Genomic DNA, 16222 nt, shown 5'->3' on the forward strand with positions numbered 1-16222 from the left:
GAGCTGACTAGCTCTCGGGCTCCCCCGGGTGTGGCGCAGGCTGCATCCGCCCATATGAGACCACCTCGGCCACTGGCCGCCGACCGCGTTTCAGTGACGGCGACTTGCGGTCTGGCGCCGGGTGGCCGAGGCTGATCACCCCGACGATCGCCAGCCGCTCTGGCACCCCGAAAGCCTGCTTCACCTGCGCGTGCCGCTCGGCGGGCACTCCGAAGAAGCAACTGCCGAGCCCGTGGTCGACAGCCCCGAGCAGGATGAGCAGGCTGGCCATACCGGTGTCGATATCCCAGTACGGCACCGGCCACCGGGTCTCATCGCGGTCGGCCCAGCCCTTGTCAGGAGCCGCGTACCGGTCTAAATACGCTATTTTGTCCGACATTGCGATGATTAGCGCGGGGGCTGAGCGCATGCCTCGCAGCCAAGAGTCAGGCTCAGCTGCCGGGTCCTCCGTGCTGGCCTGCCAGAACGCCTCGCGAGTCTCAACAGTGTCCAGCACCAGAAAGTGCCAGCCCTGGCTGAACCCGGCCGACGGGGCCCGGATCGCCAGTTCGAGCAGGTCGTTCAGCACCGCCCGGGCAACCGGACGGTCCGGATCGTAGGCGCGGACCATCCGGCGCTTGCGCACCACCTCGGTGTATTCCATGACAGGTGTCTATCACGGGGCCAGAGCCGGATGGCCCTTAATCACCTTTGTGTGCAACGCTCTCGGCCATGGATCTGACGCAGTCGAACAAGCTCGCCGAGGTGTGCTACGACATCCGCGGGCCGGTGCTGGACGAGGCTAAGCGGCTGGAAGCCCAGGGGCATTCGATCCTGAAGTTGAACATAGGAAATCCGGCGCCATTCGGTTTCACGGCGCCGGAGGAGATCCTGGTGGACGTCATTCGCAATCTCCGCGACTCGGAAGGGTATTCCGACTCCCAGGGGGTGCTGTCGGCGCGCACCGCCGTGGTGCAGCACTACCAGGAACGTGGCCTGGACCCCACGGTCACCGTCGATGACGTCTGGTTGGGCAACGGGGTCAGCGAGCTGATCGTGATGTCGCTGCAGGCCATGCTCAACGACGGCGATGAGGTGCTGATCCCGTCCCCGGACTATCCGCTGTGGACGGCGGCAACCTCGCTGGCCGGTGGCCGGCCGGTGCATTACCGCTGCGAGGAGTCAGCGGGCTGGCAGCCGGACCTGGCGGACCTGCGCGCCAAGATCAGCCAGCGCACCAAGGCGATCGTGCTGATCAACCCCAACAATCCGACTGGCGCGGTCTACTCGGAGCAGGTCCTGCAGGAGTTCGCTGAGCTGGCTCGCGCGCACAGCCTGGTGGTGCTGGCCGATGAGATCTATGACAAGGTGCTCTACGACGACGCCACCCACACACCGTTCGCGGTGCTGGCGCCGGACGTGTTCACGCTGACCTTCAACGGCCTGTCCAAGGCCTACCGGCTGGCAGGCTTCCGGTCGGGCTGGATGATGGCCTCGGGCCCCAAGCAGCACGCCGCCAGCTACCTCGAAGGCTTGACGATCCTGGCCAACATGCGGCTGTGCGCCAACGTGCCGGCCCAGCACGCCATCCAGGCCGCCCTCGGCGGCCGGCAGAGCATCCGAGACCTGGTGCTGCCTGGTGGCCGGCTGCTCGAGCAGCGCGACGCGGCTGTCACTGCGCTGCGAGCCATTCCCGGCGTCAGCTGCGTCGAGCCGAAGGGGGCGCTCTATGTGTTCCCCCGCCTGGACCCCGAGCGGTACCCGATCACCGACGACCAGCGCTTCGTGTTGGACTTCCTGCGCGACCAGCACGTCCTGCTGGTGCAGGGGACGGGGTTCAACTGGCCTGATCCAGACCATCTACGCATCGTCACACTGCCGCGGGCCGACGTCCTGACGGAGGCGATCGGACGGCTGGCGGTGTTCCTGGACAGCTATGACCCGAGTCAGCTTAGCTAGTCAGCATGTCGGTGTCTCGTCGGGTGGTCGGACTCACGCTGGACAACCTCGAGGACCTGCCCGGCGCCTGCCGGACCTGCCTGTTCTGGGAGCTCGGCCCGCTCGCCGATCCTCAGCCGATGCCGCCGGAGGAGGCGAAGCTGGCCAAGGAGTCCTGGCTGTCGGCGACGCTGCTGGACTGGGGCAGCTGCGGCAAGGTGGCCTACGCCGCCCACGAGCCGGTGGGATACGCCTTGTTCGCGCCGCCAGGATTCGTCCCCCGCGCCCTGTCGTTTCCGACGTCGCCGGTGTCCGGTGACGCGGTGCTGCTGCTGAACGCCTATGTGGCGCCGCACTGGCGCTCGGCGGGGGTCGGCCGGATGCTGGCGCAGGCGGTGGCCGCCGAGCTGGTGCCCAGGGGCGTGAAGGCGGTGGAGGCCTTCGGCTCCACCGGACCGCTGTCGCGCGGGTGCCTGATGCCGGTGGACTACCTCCGCTCGGTGGGCTTTAAGACCGTGCGCCCGCACCCGGCCTACCCGCGGCTGCGGATGGAGCTGAGGTCGACCGTGTCATGGCGTTATGACGTCGAGTACGCCCTGGAGCGGATCTTCGGCACGACCGTCGGCTCGCTCACCCCGGCGCGCTGAGTCAGGCTCGGCGCGCCGGCGCGCCGGGGGCCAGGGAAGCCACGCTGGGGCTAGTGCCCAGCACCTGTTCTCACTCCGAGTACTCAGGCAGGGCGTCGCGCTGGGGCAGCAGGCTTTCCACCTTCTGCGGCGGCGGCTTCACTTGTCCAGACAGCCGTGCGCCGGGCCAGCCGGAGGGCTGACCCGGCGGGAGCGGGGCCTTAGACGCGGGACCTCAAGCCGTGCTGCTCTGATCAGGAGCAGCACACCTGATCAGGAGATGTAGGCGGCCAGGTCGTTGAGCAGCGCGGCCTTCGGCTTGGCGCCCACGATGGTCTTGACGACCTTGCCGCCCTGGAACACCGACATGGTCGGGATCGACATGATCTGGTAGTCGCGGGCGATCTGCGGGTTCTCGTCGATGTTGAGCTTGACGATCTGCAGCTTCTCGCCGTGCTGGCTGGCGATCTCTTCGAGCACCGGGGCGACCAGCCGGCACGGCCCGCACCACTCGGCCCAGAAGTCGACCAGCACAGGCTTGTCCGACTGCAGGACGTCCTTGGCAAAGCTCGCGTCAGTGACGGCGGGGGTGTTGGCACCCATAACGGCGACTCCTTCTAGCTTGAGTGATGTGCTGTGGACTGAACACGGGACGGGCCGCAACCCTTCCCGCCGAACGATAAGCGGCTCTCGGGCCCTCAGCTTTCCATGGCTGCGAGCTGGACGTCTCCGACGGCGTCCAGCGCCGTCAGGAACCGCTCGGCGTCCAGGGCTGCCTGGCAGCCGGTGCCGGCCGCGGTGATCGCCTGCCGGTACACGTGGTCGACCACGTCGCCGGCGGCGAACACGCCGGCCAGGTTGGTCCGGGTGGAGCGGCCCTCGGTGAGGATGTAACCCTCGTCATCGAGCTCGACCTGGCCCTTGACCAGCTCCGAGCGTGGATCGTGGCCGACCGCTATGAACAGCCCGGTGGCCTCGATCTCGCGGATCTCACCCGAGCGCGTGTCGCGCAGGGTCAGGCCCGTGACCTTGTTCTCGCCGTGGATCTCGGCGACCTCGGAGTTCCAGGCCCACCGGATCTTGGGGTTGGCGTGCGCCCGCTCGGCCATGATCCGCGAGGCCCGCAACGTGTCGCGGCGGTGCACGACGGTCACCGACTCGGCGAACCGAGTCAGGAAGCCGGCCTCCTCCATCGCGGTGTCACCGCCGCCGACCACCACGATGTGCTGGTCGCGGAAGAAGAAGCCGTCACAGGTGGCGCACCAGGACACCCCATGGCCGGACAGCTCGTCCTCGCGCGGCACACCCAGCTTCTTGTAGGCCGAGCCCATCGCCAGGACCACCGCGTCGGCGGTGAACTCACCCGACAGGGTCCGCACGGTCTTGACCGGTGACTCCAGCTCTACCGACACGACGTCGTCACTGACCAGTTCAGCGCCGAACTTCTCGGCCTGGGCACGGAGCTGAGCCATCAACTCCGGGCCCATGATCCCGGTGGGGAACCCCGGGTAGTTCTCGACCTCAGTGGTGTTCATCAGGGCGCCGCCGTACTGGCTGCCCTCGAAGACCAGCGGCCGCAGGTCGGCTCGCGCCAGGTACAGGGCTGCGGTGTAACCAGCAGGTCCCGAGCCGACCACGATCACCCTGCGGTGGTTCTCGCTCACAGCTACCTCGATCTCAGCTGACTTCTCCGCCGATCGGCGGAGCCCCGTCAAGAACCAGTTTAGGCCGAACGCTATTCCGCGCTCGCGTCCGCGCCGGCGCCCGTGCTCGCGCCCGGCCCGGCCGTCGGGACGGCGGTCTCGCGCCCGGCCCGACCACGCACCGCCGAAGCGATCTGCCCCACTTCGGGCAGCGGCAGACGCAACGCCAGCAGCACCAGGACGATGCCGGCAAGGGCGCCGCCGACCACCAATTCGGCCAGCGCGGCGAGCCGTCCGCCACCGAGCACCGCGTTGCCGGCCAGCACCACCAGCAGGCCCACCACGCCCGCGGCGGCCGCGGCCGCGGCGATCCAACCGATGGTCCGGGCCACCGGCGCGAACCCCACCTGGCCGAACCGGCGGCGCAGCAGCTGATGCCCGACCATGCATCCCACCACGTAGGACGCCGACGTGGAGACGGTCAGGCAGATGATGACCGCCCGGCCGTCCAACAGGACGCTGCCGGCCAGCACCAGGGCCACCTTGGTGGCCACCATGGCGACATTGATGAAGGTGGGCGTCCTGGCGTCGCGCATCGCGTAGAAGACCCGTTGCTGCAGCATCACCACGGCGAAGGGCACCAGCCCGAACGCGCCGGCGGCCAGCGCGAGGCCGGTCAGCTGGGCGTTGCTCTGGCTGTAGCGCCCGAGCAGGATCACGCTGGTGAACGCCGGTCCGAAGATCATCAGACCCACCGAGATCGGCACCAGCGCCACCGCCGAGAGCCGCGAGCCCAGCTCCAGGTCCGCCAGCACCGCCGAGGTGTCCCCCCGCGCCGCCGAGCGGCTCATCCGCGGCATCAGGGCGGTCAGCAGCGACACCCCGAGAATGCCGTAGGGCACCATGAACAGCAGGTCGGCGAAGGCGAAGATCTGCACGCCGCCGTTCTGGTTGGCCACCCGGTTGATCACGACCACGCCGATCTGGCTGACCACCACGTAGCCGAGCACCCAGAGGGTCAGGGTCCGGAACTCGGCCATCCGGCCTGCCTCGTTCGGCGAGGCCCGGAACCGCCACTGCCAGACGAACCCGCTGCGGCGCAGCGGCACCAGCAGCACCAGAGCCTGCGCGGCGATGCCCAGGGTGGTGCCGATGCCCAGCACCAGAATCTGGGTGGTGGTGATGGTGCCGGTGCTGAGCTTGGCCGGGCCGGGAACCAGCAGGAACAGCAGCGCCGCGCCGATGGTGATCAGGTTGTTCATCACCGGGGCCCAGGCCGGCCAGCCGTAGATGTTGCGGGAGTTCAAGATCGCCGCGATCATCGCCCCGAGGCCGTAGAAGAAGATCTCGGGCAGCAGCAGGGTGGCCCACAGCGCGGCCACCGAGCGGTACTGAGGCGGCCCGCCGAAGACGCCGATCAGCCAGGGCGCTGCCAGCACCGCCAGCAGGGTGGCGCCGGCCAGCCCGAAGGTGGCGATCGACAGCAACCGCTGGGTGTAGGCCAGGCCGCGGTCCTGGTCGTCCTGCTGGGCCTTGACCAAGACCGGGATGAGGACGCTGGTCAGCACGCCGCCGAGCAGCAGCTCATAGACCATGTTGGGCAGCGTGTTGGCCAGGCCGTAGGCGTCCCCGACGCTGTAGAGGCCCGCGCCGACCGCCGCCCCGATGGCGATGCTGCGCAAGAAGCCGGTGATCCGGCTGACCAGGCTGGCGATCGCCATGGTCCGGCTGCTGGCCATCAGGCTGGGTGCGACCGGCTCGTCCTCGTCCGGTGCTTGCGCGTCCGGTGCTTGCGCGTCCGGTGCTTGCGTGGCCGGGGTTTGCGCGTCCGGGTCGGCAGGACGGGACGGGCCTGCCCGGTCATCGGCTGCCGGGTCGCTGCTGGCAGCCGGCGCGTCAGGTTCGGCTCGGGGCGGGGCGGTGGTGGCTGACCCTTGCGAGGCGAGCGCTGTGGCGCCGGCCGGCTGCTCGAACGAGCGGGGTCGGCGCCGGCGCGGGCCGTGATAGATCGGCGCGCTCCAGGCGTCGCCGGTGTCGGGCTGGGCAGTCTCGACGGCCAGCGCCGAGCCGTCTCCGGGCAGCGGGATCGGCGTGCCGTAGATCCGCGGCGGTGACCAGTCCTCAGTCATGACGCGTTGTTCCGGTCATGACGCGTTGTTCCGGTCATGACGCGGCGCCGGCGGGCGCCTTGCCGGATCCGCGGCGGATCCGCTGCACCAGCCGCCGCAGCAGCGCCAGCACCAGCACGCTCACCGCGACGATCGTGATCGCCTTGGTGACCGTCCCGATCGCGGTCGCCCGCAGGTTGAGGGTGACGCCGGCCCCGAGTTGCCGGCCGTCCGGCGTGCTGAGCACTGCCACGACTCGGAACTTACCCAGCCGGTCGACGTGTGTGGGGATGCGGATGGTGGCGATGCTGCGAGCCGGAATGGTCTGCCGCTGCGCCGGCGGCGCTCGGAAGCCGACCACCCCGTTGGCAGGCGACACCGACACCTGAACGGTCACCGCCCGGGGCAGTTGGTTGGAGACCGTCACCACCACCGGTGAGTCCGAGGAGGACAGGCTGTAGGTGCCGACTGCCGGCTGCACCAGGTGCACCGCGGAGGTCAGCTGGTTGATCCGGGTCTGCAGGCTGCGGGTCACCGCGGCGCCGGTGACGCGATCGCGTCGCCACGCGCTCGACTCGGCCCTCTTGATGCCATTGTTGAAGCCGCCCAGCAACTCCGCCGCGGCGTCGTTGTCGTGCAGCGCCTCGTTCATCGACGCCACCTGCTGCTCGATCCGGCGCAGCGCCGCCATGTCGGACGGGCGCACTTCGGCGGCGGCGCTCTCGGCGTCGGTGCGCAGCGCGCCCCGGTTGACCGGAGTGACCGTCCGCAGCGCGGACCGCAGGGCGATCGGGCGGCTCCAGCTGGCGCCGTTGGCGGCCAGGATGGTCTGCGAGGCCGTCACCGGGCTGGCATTGACGTAGCGATCGGGCGCGATCACCACGAAGTGGCTGCGCTCGGGCCCCTGCGCGGCTCGGATCGCCAGCTGCGCCAGCAACGTCTGCTGGTCATTGGCGGCTGCCGAGCCGAGCCGCAGCGCCCGCGCCACGGTTGCCTGGATACCGGTGTCGGTGACCAGGGCCAGCGCTTTGCCGGCTGCCGAGGGCAGTGGCGACAGCGCGTCGGGTCGCGGCTCGGTGTCGTTGTGCCCCGGCAGCGCCGCGTCGCTGAGCAGCACCGTCGAGGCCCCGCTGCCCACCAGGGCGTCCAGCGCCTTGCCGCTCAGCGCGCTGCCGGCGGGCCAGGTGAGCAGGTCGGAGGAGAAGTCACCGTTGAGGGTGGGGGCGATCCGCGCCTGGACCTGCGGCTCCAGAGCGGTGGAGAACTTCAGGCCGGCCCTGGAGACGGCGTTGACGTCCGGATCGGCGTAGGCGGTGAGCACGATGTCGTGCTTGGCCTGCAGCAGCGTGAGCCGGGCCAGCCAGTCGGTGGCCAGCTTGCCGCCGGTGCCGGGCGCCGTCCCCGTTCCGGCCCGCACCCGGTACCCGGCCGGCGCGGCCATCACCGCCAGGCTGTCCAGCAGGTCCGGGTCGACGAGCAGTGTCAGCCGCGCCTTGCCGGCGACCAGTTCGGCGGTGCTGAGCGCCCGGTCCAGCCGCCCGCCCGGCCCGACCGAGCCGGCCAGCTGCTCGTCGAGGAAGACGTTCTCATCGACCGAGCGGTGCGGCGCCTCGAGCAGGGGCCAGACCCAACCGACGAGGACCGGCTGGGGCGCGTTCAGAAAGGACGGCACGAACACCTGCAGCCGGCCGAGCTCGACCGAGCCGACGCTGGGGTCGCTGACTGCCTGGATGACAAGGGCATAGGGGTAGACCCCGTCGAAGCAGAGGCACAGGTCGTTGCTGGTGGTGCGATAGCTGACGTTCAGGCTCTGCCGTGGCAACAGCTGGGTGTCCAGCCGCAGCGGCTGGGGCACCTGGTAATCGGTGTCGGGCGGCTGCTTGATCGCCTGGTCCAGCAACGCCTGGCGTCCGATCGGCAAGCCGCGGCGCAGGCCCAGTACCACGTCGGAGTAGGTGTTGTCGGTGTTGTTGGAGATCGTCACGGCGAAGACGACCGGCTGGCTGGGCTTGTTCGGGTCCGGGCTGCGCGGGCTCACCGAGTTCAGCACCACCGAGACCGGGGTCGCGCCGGCCTGCGCGGCCGTGCGCGGCCGACCGGTCGCGCCACCGGCCGGCGCCAGCAGCACGCTGAGCACGCTGAGCAGGCTGAGGGTGGCAGCGACGGTCAGAGCCGAGAGCCGGCGGGTCAGCGTTCGATGGTGGGGGCGCCGGCTCACGCGGAGTCCCGCAGCAACCGGCAGGCCTCGGCGAGCAGTCCGCGCTCATCGGAGTAGGCCAGCCGGTCGGCGATGCGCGGCAGCGGCACCCAGGCCACCTCGGTGACCTCGACGTCCTGGTCGGAGAGCTCGCCGCTGACCGCGCGCATCAGGTAATGATGGACGGTCTTGTGCACCCGCCGGCCGTCGACCACGAACCAGAAGTCGATGGCGCCCAGGCTGCCGATGATGTCGCCGGTGATGCCGGTCTCTTCGGCGACCTCGCGGACGGCCGCCTCTTCCAGGGTCTCACCGGCTTCCAGATGGCCCTTGGGCAGCGACCAGAGCAGGCGTCCCCGCCGGTTGGTGCGCCCGATCAGCGCACCCTGCGGCACCGGCCCGGACAGGTCGAGCACCAGTCCGCCGGCGCTGGTCTCGTCCACCCGGGGAAGCCGCGGACGCCGGTGGTTCGACGCACGGGACATGAACCGATGCTACTTGGCGGTTCAGTAGGGTCTGTCAACGTGAGTGAGCATCGCAGCGATTCGGGAGCCCCGGCTCTGCGTGAGGGAGGCGGAGCGAGCAGCGACCCCGTGAGTGAGCATCGCAGCGACGAAGGAGCGAGGAGCGGAGCGAGCAGCGACCCCGTGAGTGAGCATCGCAGCGATTCGGCAGCGCCGGCCGCGGTCGGCGACCCCGGTGAGCTGGTGCCGATCCCGCCCGCGGCTGCTCGGCTGGGCGAGCTGTTCGCCGCGGCCGGCCATCAGCTCTTCCTGGTCGGCGGGCCGGTGCGCGACGCGTTGATGGGCCGGGAGGTCAACGATCTCGACTTCACCACCGACGCCCGGCCCGAGCAGGTGTTGCAGCTGGTGGCGGGTGTGGCGTCAGGCACCTGGACCACCGGCATCGACTTCGGGACCGTCGGCGCTCAGATCGGTGGCCAGCCGTGTGAGATCACGACGTTTCGCGCCGACAGCTACGACCGGGTCAGCCGTAATCCAGTGGTCGCGTTCGGCACTGACATCGCCGAGGACCTGCGCCGGCGGGACTTCACCATGAACGCGATGGCGGTCTCGGTGACCGACCGGCGTTTGATCGACCCGCACGGTGGCCTGGCCGACCTGGCGCGGGGCGTGCTGCGCACCCCGGCCACCCCACAGGAGTCCTTCGGCGATGACCCGCTGCGGATGCTGCGCGCTGCCCGGTTCGTGGCCCAGTTGGGGGTCACTCCGGCCGAGCCGGTGATCGAGGCGATTTCCCAGATGTCCGGGGAGCTGTCCCGGATCACCGCCGAGCGGGTGCAGGCCGAGCTGAACAAGCTGATCGCCGGGCCCTTTCCGCGCCGGGGCCTGGAGGTGCTGGTCGACACCGGCCTGGCCGACGTGGTGCTGCCTGAGCTGCCCGCTCTGCGGATGGCCGCCGACGAGCACGGCCAGCACAAGGACGTCTACGCCCACACCCTGCAGGTGCTCGACCAGGCGATCGAGCTCGAGCAACGCGAGCCCGGCGCCCAGCCGGACCTGGTGCTGCGCTGGGCTGCGCTGCTGCACGACATCGGAAAGCCCGACACCCGGCGGTTCGTCGACGGTCCGGGCCAGGCCAAGCAGGTCACCTTTCACCATCACGAGGTGGTCGGCGCCCGGCTTGCCAAGGCCCGGCTGAAGGCGTTGAAGTTTCCGAAGGACCAGACCGAGGACATCGTGCGGCTGGTGTTTCTGCATCTGCGCTTTTACGGCTACGGGCGGGGTGAGTGGACCGACTCGGCGGTCCGGCGCTACGTCGCCGACGCCGGGCCGCTGCTGGAGCGGCTGCACAAGCTGGTGCGCTCGGACACCACCACCCGTAACAAGCGCAAGGCCGCGATGCTGGCCGCGACCTATGACGCCCTGGAGGAGCGGATCGCCCGGCTGCGCGAGCAGGAGGAGTTGGACGCCATCCGGCCCGATCTCGACGGCACCGAGATCATGGCGATCCTGAGGGTCAAGCCCGGCCCGTTGGTGGGCAAGGCGTACAAGCACCTGCTGGAACTGCGGATGGAGCACGGGCCGCTGACCCACGAGCAGGCCGTCCAGGCGCTGCGGGCCTGGCACGCCGACCAGCAGTCCTGACCAGCGTCATGACCAGCAGTCCTGACCAGCAGTCCCGACCAGCGTCATGCTGTGCGGTTGCTATAGCGGCCTGACAGCATCACGGTCGGCGACCCGTTCAGCGCTGGCAGGGGCGGCGTTCGGCACCGCAGACGGCAGAGCGCTCGGCGTCCGGCCGACCGGAGCGAATGGGTCGGTGTCCCGGGCGAACAGGTACACCGCCCCGGTGATGAGGTAGGCGACTCCGATCACCGTCACCGCGGTGGTGGACTTGCCGTTCTCGGGCAGGGCAAGCGCGGTGAGCACCCCGGCCGACACGAAGATCACGTTGAACAGGGTGTCGTAGAGCGAGAACACCCGGCCCCGGTAGTCATCGGCCACCCGCTGCGCGATCAGGGTGTCGACGCAGATCTTCACCCCCTGAGCGGCCAGGCCCAGCAGGGCGGCGGCCGGCAGGAAGGTCTGCAGCTTGAAGGGCAGCCCGAGCGTCAACTCCACGACCCCGGCGAGCATCAGCAACGCCGCCGGCCACCGGGTGTAGCCGATCCGGCGGGCCGCGATCGGGGTCAGCAGGGCGGCCAGGCCGCCGCCGAGCGCGATCGCGGCCACCACCTGGCCCAGGCCCGGCAGTCCCGCCCGGAACACCCCGGCGTCGGAGAAGTAGTTACGAAAGAGCAGCAGGGTGCTGATCGCGGTGACCCCGTAGGCGAAGCGGTGCACGCCGATCACCGCGAAGGCGCGCAGCACCGACGGGTGCGAGCGGATGTGCCGGGCCCCGTCGGCCAGCCCGGTGAGCACGTTGCTCACCGACTCCGAGTGCTCGCGGGTGTCGGCGTCCGGGCCGAGCTGCAGGAGGCGAAAGCCCGACGCGCGCCAGCCGGCCAGCGCGTAGGACGCCGCGGCCCCCAGCGCCACCAGGGCGTAACCGACGTTGCCGCCGCCCAGCAGCGCGCGCAGCGTGATCGCCAGGGCCCCGCCGGTCGCGGCCACCACGGCGCCGGTGGTGGTGGACACCGCGTTGGCGGTGATCAGCCGTTCAGGCTCGACCACGTGCGGCTGGGAAGCCGACAGCGCCGACAGCACGAACCGGTTCACCGAGATGACCACCAGCGCGCTGAGGTAGAACGGCAAGCCGTGCACGCCCAGGGCCATCTCGGCGGCCACCCCGCAGACCAGCAGCGTCCGGATCAGGTTGGCGCCGAGCAGCACGCGCTGGCGTGACCAGCGGTCCAACAGCACGCCGGCGAACGGGCCCAGCACCGAATAGGGCAGCAGCAGCACCGCGAAACCGGCCGCGATGTCGGCGGCGTGCGCCTGGCGCTCGGGGTTGAACAGGATGGTTCCGGCCAGTGAGGCCTGGAACACCCCGTCGGCGAACTGGCCGAACAGCCGCACCGACAGCAGTCGACGGAAGTCCAGCCGGGCCAGCAGGGGCTGGACCGGGCGCGGGGGTACGTCCAGGGATGTCAACTATTCGCCTTCTTCTCGAGCTGCCGCAGCCGCTCGTCCTTACTCCGTTCGACGCATGAGCCCTCGACGTTAGCCCGCGGAGAGCGGTATTGGTGCAGGATGTAACGGTGCCCGCCGAACCAAGCTGGCAGTTGCCGCCCGCTGCCCACCGCCTGCTGATAGCCGCGCCGTCGCTGGCCGATCCGGAGTTCTTCCGCACCGTGGTGTTCCTGATCGAGCACGACGACACCGGCACCGTGGGGGTGATCATCAACCGGCCCTCGCACACCCCGGTCGGTCACATCCTGCCCAACTGGGAGGAAGTGATGAGCGAGCCATCGGTGGTCTTCAACGGCGGCCCCGTTCAGCGCGACGGCGCCCTGGGCCTGGGCCGGCTGTCCAGCTCGACCGACGCCGGAAACGGCCTGCGGGCGGTCAGCGGCGGCCTGGCCCTGGTCGACCTCGACGCCGAGCCGGCCGAGGTCGCGCTCGGCGCGCAGAGCCTGCGGGTGTTCGCCGGCCACGCCGGCTGGGGGGTAGGCCAACTGCAGGCCGAGATCGCCGCCGGCGGTTGGTTCGTGGTCGCCGGCGGCCTGGACGACGTGTTCTCCCAGAATCCGGGCGTCCTGTGGCGCACGGTGCTGCGCCGCCAGCCGGCGCCGCTGTCACTGCTGTCGACGTTTCCGGTGGACGTCGGCCTGAACTAGCGCGGGCCTGAACTAGCGCCTGCTCGGCATGCGCCCGGCCGCCGCCCGTTCGAGGTCGCCGTTGCCTGATCGCAATGTATGAGCGATGCAACCGACAGCGCTGCTCCGCGTCCACTCTTCAGTGCGGCAAAGCCGACCATCCGGTCAGGCACCGCATCCCTTAAGGAGTGGTGCCATGCGCACTGTCGTGCGTCTTCTCATCGGCTGCTCACTGGTGGCCGGGCTCTGCGTCACGGCGCCGGCGGTCTCAGCCGCGCCGGTCAGTCCAGCGGCGGCCCCGAATCTGGCAGGCAGCTTCGAGCCGGTCGCTGCCAAGCGGGTGCTCGACACCCGATCCGGCCTCGGCGGCTTCAAAGGATTGGTGGCTCCGGGTCAGACCGTGACCGTCAACCTGTCCCAGGCCCGCCCGAACGCGAACCCGGTGTCGGCGGCGGTCATCGACGTCACGGTGCCCACGCCCGCGCCGGCCGGCTCGCTGTCGGTGTTCCCCGGCGGCACGTCCTGGGACGGCCGGGTGACGATGTCACTGACCGGCGGCGGCACCATCCAGCAGCAGTTGACGGTGCGGCTCGGCGCTGACGGGGCCGTGACGATCCGCAGCAACGCAGTCCGCTCCACCCACATCCTGGTCGACGCCCTGGGCTTCTACGTCGCCGGCACACCCAGTCAGCCCGGCATGCTCGACACCAGCAAGAACCTGCGGGTGCTCGACACCCGTGCCGGAAACCCGCTGCTTCCGGGCGGCAGGATCACCCTGGCCATGCTCGGGCGCCCCCTGCCCGCCAGCGGCGCCAGCGCCGTGGTGCTGAACATCGCCGTGCTGTCGGCACGCACGACCGGCATGCTGAGCATCACCGACAGCGGCGGTGGCCAGGCCACCAAGCATCTGCGGTTCCTCGGAAACTCGGGCACGCCGCAGACGATGCAGACCCAACGCGTGGTCAAGCTCGGCAGCGACGGCAAGCTCACCTTCACCCAGTCGAGCAGCTCCGGCGTGCACCTGGTCATCGACTTCGCCGGGTACTTCCTGCCGGGCCCGGTGGCCGACGAGGGTGGCTATGTCGCCCTGAGCCCGCGATCGCTCTACGGCGGCCAGCGGATCGTGCTTCACCACCGCACGCCGACCAACGTGGCGGTGACGCCGGCCTTGGCCTCGCAGGCCTCGGCGTACAACATCGTGGTCTCCACCGACCGGCCGGGACAGCCGAGCCTGCTCGGGCTCTATAACGCAGACGCCCCCTGGAGCGGCTCGGCCACGGTCTCGTCCTCACCGGCACTGCAGCCCAGCGAGCTGACCGTGGCCGCGGGCGCACACGGCACCATCGCCTTGCGCAACCTCTACGACGCCCCGGAAACCTGGTTGCACGCCTACGTCACCGGCTATTACTACAAGCTCCCAGCGACCGCCTGACCCTGCTGACCGTGCGGTAGTCCTCTAGGAAACGCATTGTGCGGCCCGAATCCGCGTTGAGATGGCCTCAGCGCGCGGATTCGGGTCGCACAATGACGTCTTGAACGGGGCATCGTGAACGGCGCAGGGCAACCTTGGGAGGTCTCAGACGTCTAAGTAGTGAGGGTCACATCGGCCTTCGCCTCGCACGCACCTGAGGAGTGCCGCCATGGGCAAGATCTCGCGACTTGCGATGGGCTGCTCGCTGATCGTCGGACTGCTGACGAGTCCACCGGTCTCAGCCGCCTCCCAGACGTCCGCCTCCCAGACGGCCGCCTCCCAGACGTCCGCGCCGATCGCCTCCGCCGCCCCCGTCAGCCCGCTGGCCGGGTCGGGTACCGCCGGGGCGTACCACCAGGTCGCCGCCACCCGGGTGCTGGACACCCGTTCCGGCCTGGGCGGCTACCGGGGCCTGGTGAGCCCTGGCCGCACCGTGACCTTCAAGGCGGGGTCCACGAACTCATGGCAGGCGGCGGTCCTCGACGTCACGGTGCCCACCCCCGCGCCGGCCGGCTCGCTGTCGGTGTACCCGAGCGGCACGTCCTGGGACGGCCGGGTGACGATGACGCTGACCGGCGGCGGCAACATCCAGCAGCAGTTGACGGTCCGCCTGGGCTCCGACGGCGGCGTGACGATCCGCAGCAACGCCCGCTACCCCACGCACATCCTGGTCGACGTCCTGGGCTACTACTGGGCCGGAACCGCCACCCTGGAGGGCATGTTCGCTCCCGCGAACGGCCGGGTGCTCGACACCCGCAACGGGATCGGCGCGCCCAGGGCAGCCGTCGGAGCGGGCAAGAAGGTCACCGTCGCCCTTCCCGGGCGCGGCGGCATCCCGGCCGGCGGAGCCATCGCCGTGATCGCGAATGTGGCGGTGCTGGCGCCGCGCAGCACCGGGCAGTTGGTGGTCACCGACGGCGATGGCAGCCTGGCGACCCCCCGGCTGCGCTTCGTGGGACATCAGACAACCCCGCAGACCATGCAGACCCAGCGGATCGTGAACCTCGGCAGCGACGGCGCCCTCACTTTCACCAACAGCAGCGCCAGCAGCGTCCAGCTGGTCGTCGACGTGTTCGGCTACTTCGTGCGCGACAGCGCTGAAGGGGCTTCCGGCGACGGTTTAGGCTCCTACGTCCCGCTGTCCCCGCAGCCGGTGACGGCCTTGGTGCTGCACGGCCGCGCACCCGGCGGGCTCTACCTGCCGGCTGGGGACAGGGCTCTGGCGATCAACCTTGTGGTGACCACCGACCGGCCGGGGCAATCCGTCGCACTCGGCATTCACGCCCCGCACCACCCGTGGACCGGGTCGCCGGTGGTCTCGTCCTCGGCGTGGCTGCAGCCCACCGAGCTAACGGTCGACGCGAGCGCGGGGAGCGTCCTGATCCGCAGCCTGATCGACACCGACGTCGCTCTGCATTGCTACATCACCGGCCTTTACTGGCTCCCGCACGGCGTCTAGCCCGGGAAACGCATTGTGCGGCCCGAATCCGCGTTGAGATGGCCTCAGCGCGCGGATTCAGGCCGCACAATGGCGTGCCTGGCTAGGACAGCCGACTAGCGCTCGATGTCGCCGCGGATGAAGGCCTCGACCTTGTCGCGAGCGGTGTCGTCGTCGTACTGCTCCGGCGGGGACTTCATGAAGTAGGACGACGCCGACAGGATCGGGCCGCCGATGCCCCGGTCCTTGGCGATCTTGGCCGCGCGCAGCGCGTCGATGATGATGCCGGCCGAGTTCGGGGAGTCCCAGACCTCGAGCTTGTACTCCAGGTTCAGCGGCACCTCGCCGAAGGCGCGGCCCTCGAGCCGGACGTAGGCCCACTTGCGGTCATCGAGCCACTGGACGTAGTCCGACGGGCCGATGTGGACGTTGCGGGCGCCGAGGTCGTGCTTCATGTTCGAGGTGACGGCCTGGGTCTTGGAGATCTTCTTCGACTCCAGCCGGTCGCGCTCGAGCATGTTCTTGAAGTCCATGTTGCCGCCGACGTTGAGCTGGTAGGTGCGGTCGAGCACCACGCCCCGGTCCTCGAACAGCTTGGCC

14 protein-coding genes are annotated in these 16222 nt (G+C 70.0%); 6 read left to right on the forward strand and 8 right to left on the reverse strand.

Annotated features, from left to right (window positions below):
- Window positions 1-7: 7 nt before the first annotated feature.
- Window positions 8-643: a nitroreductase family protein gene (locus VGB75_06670; GenBank protein ID HEY0166709.1), complete on the reverse strand. Its 636-nt coding sequence runs from the start codon at window positions 641-643 to the stop codon at window positions 8-10.
- 68 nt (window positions 644-711) lie between these two features.
- Here VGB75_06670 and VGB75_06675 point away from each other — a divergent pair, with 68 nt between their 5' ends.
- The gene (locus VGB75_06675; GenBank protein HEY0166710.1) at window positions 712-1938 is read left to right on the forward strand and encodes a pyridoxal phosphate-dependent aminotransferase; all 1227 of its coding nucleotides are present in this window, start codon (window positions 712-714) and stop codon (window positions 1936-1938) included.
- Window positions 1939-1943: 5 nt separating this feature from the next.
- Complete coding sequence (locus VGB75_06680) at window positions 1944-2564, forward strand: GNAT family N-acetyltransferase (protein ID HEY0166711.1); 621 nt, start codon at window positions 1944-1946, stop codon at window positions 2562-2564.
- Window positions 2565-2816: 252 nt separating this feature from the next.
- Here VGB75_06680 and trxA read toward each other — a convergent pair whose 3' ends face one another.
- From trxA to VGB75_06705, 5 genes are all read right to left on the reverse strand, one after another.
- Entirely contained in the window at window positions 2817-3146 is a 330-nt protein-coding gene (gene trxA / locus VGB75_06685) for a thioredoxin (GenBank protein HEY0166712.1), read from the reverse strand.
- Window positions 3147-3241: 95 nt separating this feature from the next.
- Window positions 3242-4207 carry a thioredoxin-disulfide reductase gene (gene trxB / locus VGB75_06690; GenBank protein ID HEY0166713.1) on the reverse strand — a complete coding sequence of 322 codons (966 nt, stop codon included), beginning with the start codon at window positions 4205-4207 and terminating at the stop codon, window positions 3242-3244.
- A gap of 71 nt (window positions 4208-4278) precedes the next feature.
- Complete coding sequence (gene murJ, locus VGB75_06695) at window positions 4279-6315, reverse strand: murein biosynthesis integral membrane protein MurJ (GenBank protein HEY0166714.1); 2037 nt, start codon at window positions 6313-6315, stop codon at window positions 4279-4281.
- 34 nt (window positions 6316-6349) lie between these two features.
- Window positions 6350-8512: a hypothetical protein gene (locus VGB75_06700; protein ID HEY0166715.1), complete on the reverse strand. Its 2163-nt coding sequence runs from the start codon at window positions 8510-8512 to the stop codon at window positions 6350-6352.
- A complete protein-coding gene (locus VGB75_06705; protein HEY0166716.1) occupies window positions 8509-8976 on the reverse strand; it encodes an NUDIX hydrolase in 468 nt (155 codons plus the stop codon). The genes VGB75_06700 and VGB75_06705 overlap by 4 nt, the downstream gene beginning before the upstream one ends.
- 162 nt (window positions 8977-9138) lie before the next feature.
- Here VGB75_06705 and VGB75_06710 point away from each other — a divergent pair, with 162 nt between their 5' ends.
- Window positions 9139-10599 (forward strand): CCA tRNA nucleotidyltransferase, encoded by a 1461-nt coding sequence (locus VGB75_06710; GenBank protein ID HEY0166717.1) that lies wholly within the window; start codon window positions 9139-9141, stop codon window positions 10597-10599.
- A gap of 60 nt (window positions 10600-10659) precedes the next feature.
- Here VGB75_06710 and VGB75_06715 read toward each other — a convergent pair whose 3' ends face one another.
- Window positions 10660-12048 (reverse strand): MFS transporter, encoded by a 1389-nt coding sequence (locus VGB75_06715; GenBank protein ID HEY0166718.1) that lies wholly within the window; start codon window positions 12046-12048, stop codon window positions 10660-10662.
- Window positions 12049-12155: 107 nt separating this feature from the next.
- Here VGB75_06715 and VGB75_06720 point away from each other — a divergent pair, with 107 nt between their 5' ends.
- From VGB75_06720 to VGB75_06730, 3 genes are all read left to right on the forward strand, one after another.
- Window positions 12156-12734 (forward strand): YqgE/AlgH family protein, encoded by a 579-nt coding sequence (locus VGB75_06720; GenBank protein HEY0166719.1) that lies wholly within the window; start codon window positions 12156-12158, stop codon window positions 12732-12734.
- A 175-nt stretch (window positions 12735-12909) separates the two neighbouring features.
- Window positions 12910-14145 carry a hypothetical protein gene (locus VGB75_06725; protein HEY0166720.1) on the forward strand — a complete coding sequence of 412 codons (1236 nt, stop codon included), beginning with the start codon at window positions 12910-12912 and terminating at the stop codon, window positions 14143-14145.
- Between the two features lie 208 nt (window positions 14146-14353).
- On the forward strand, window positions 14354-15643 hold the full coding sequence (locus tag VGB75_06730; GenBank protein ID HEY0166721.1) for a hypothetical protein: 1290 nt from the start codon (window positions 14354-14356) through the stop codon (window positions 15641-15643).
- Window positions 15644-15738: 95 nt separating this feature from the next.
- On the opposite strand, the gene VGB75_06735 is transcribed toward VGB75_06730, so the two are convergent.
- Window positions 15739-16222, reverse strand: a 484-nt coding sequence (locus tag VGB75_06735; GenBank protein HEY0166722.1) for an inositol-3-phosphate synthase, incomplete at its 5' end; no start/stop codon positions are given.

The sequence above is a fragment of the Jatrophihabitans sp. genome (assembly GCA_036399055.1).
GTDB lineage: Bacteria > Actinomycetota > Actinomycetes > Mycobacteriales > Jatrophihabitantaceae > Jatrophihabitans_A.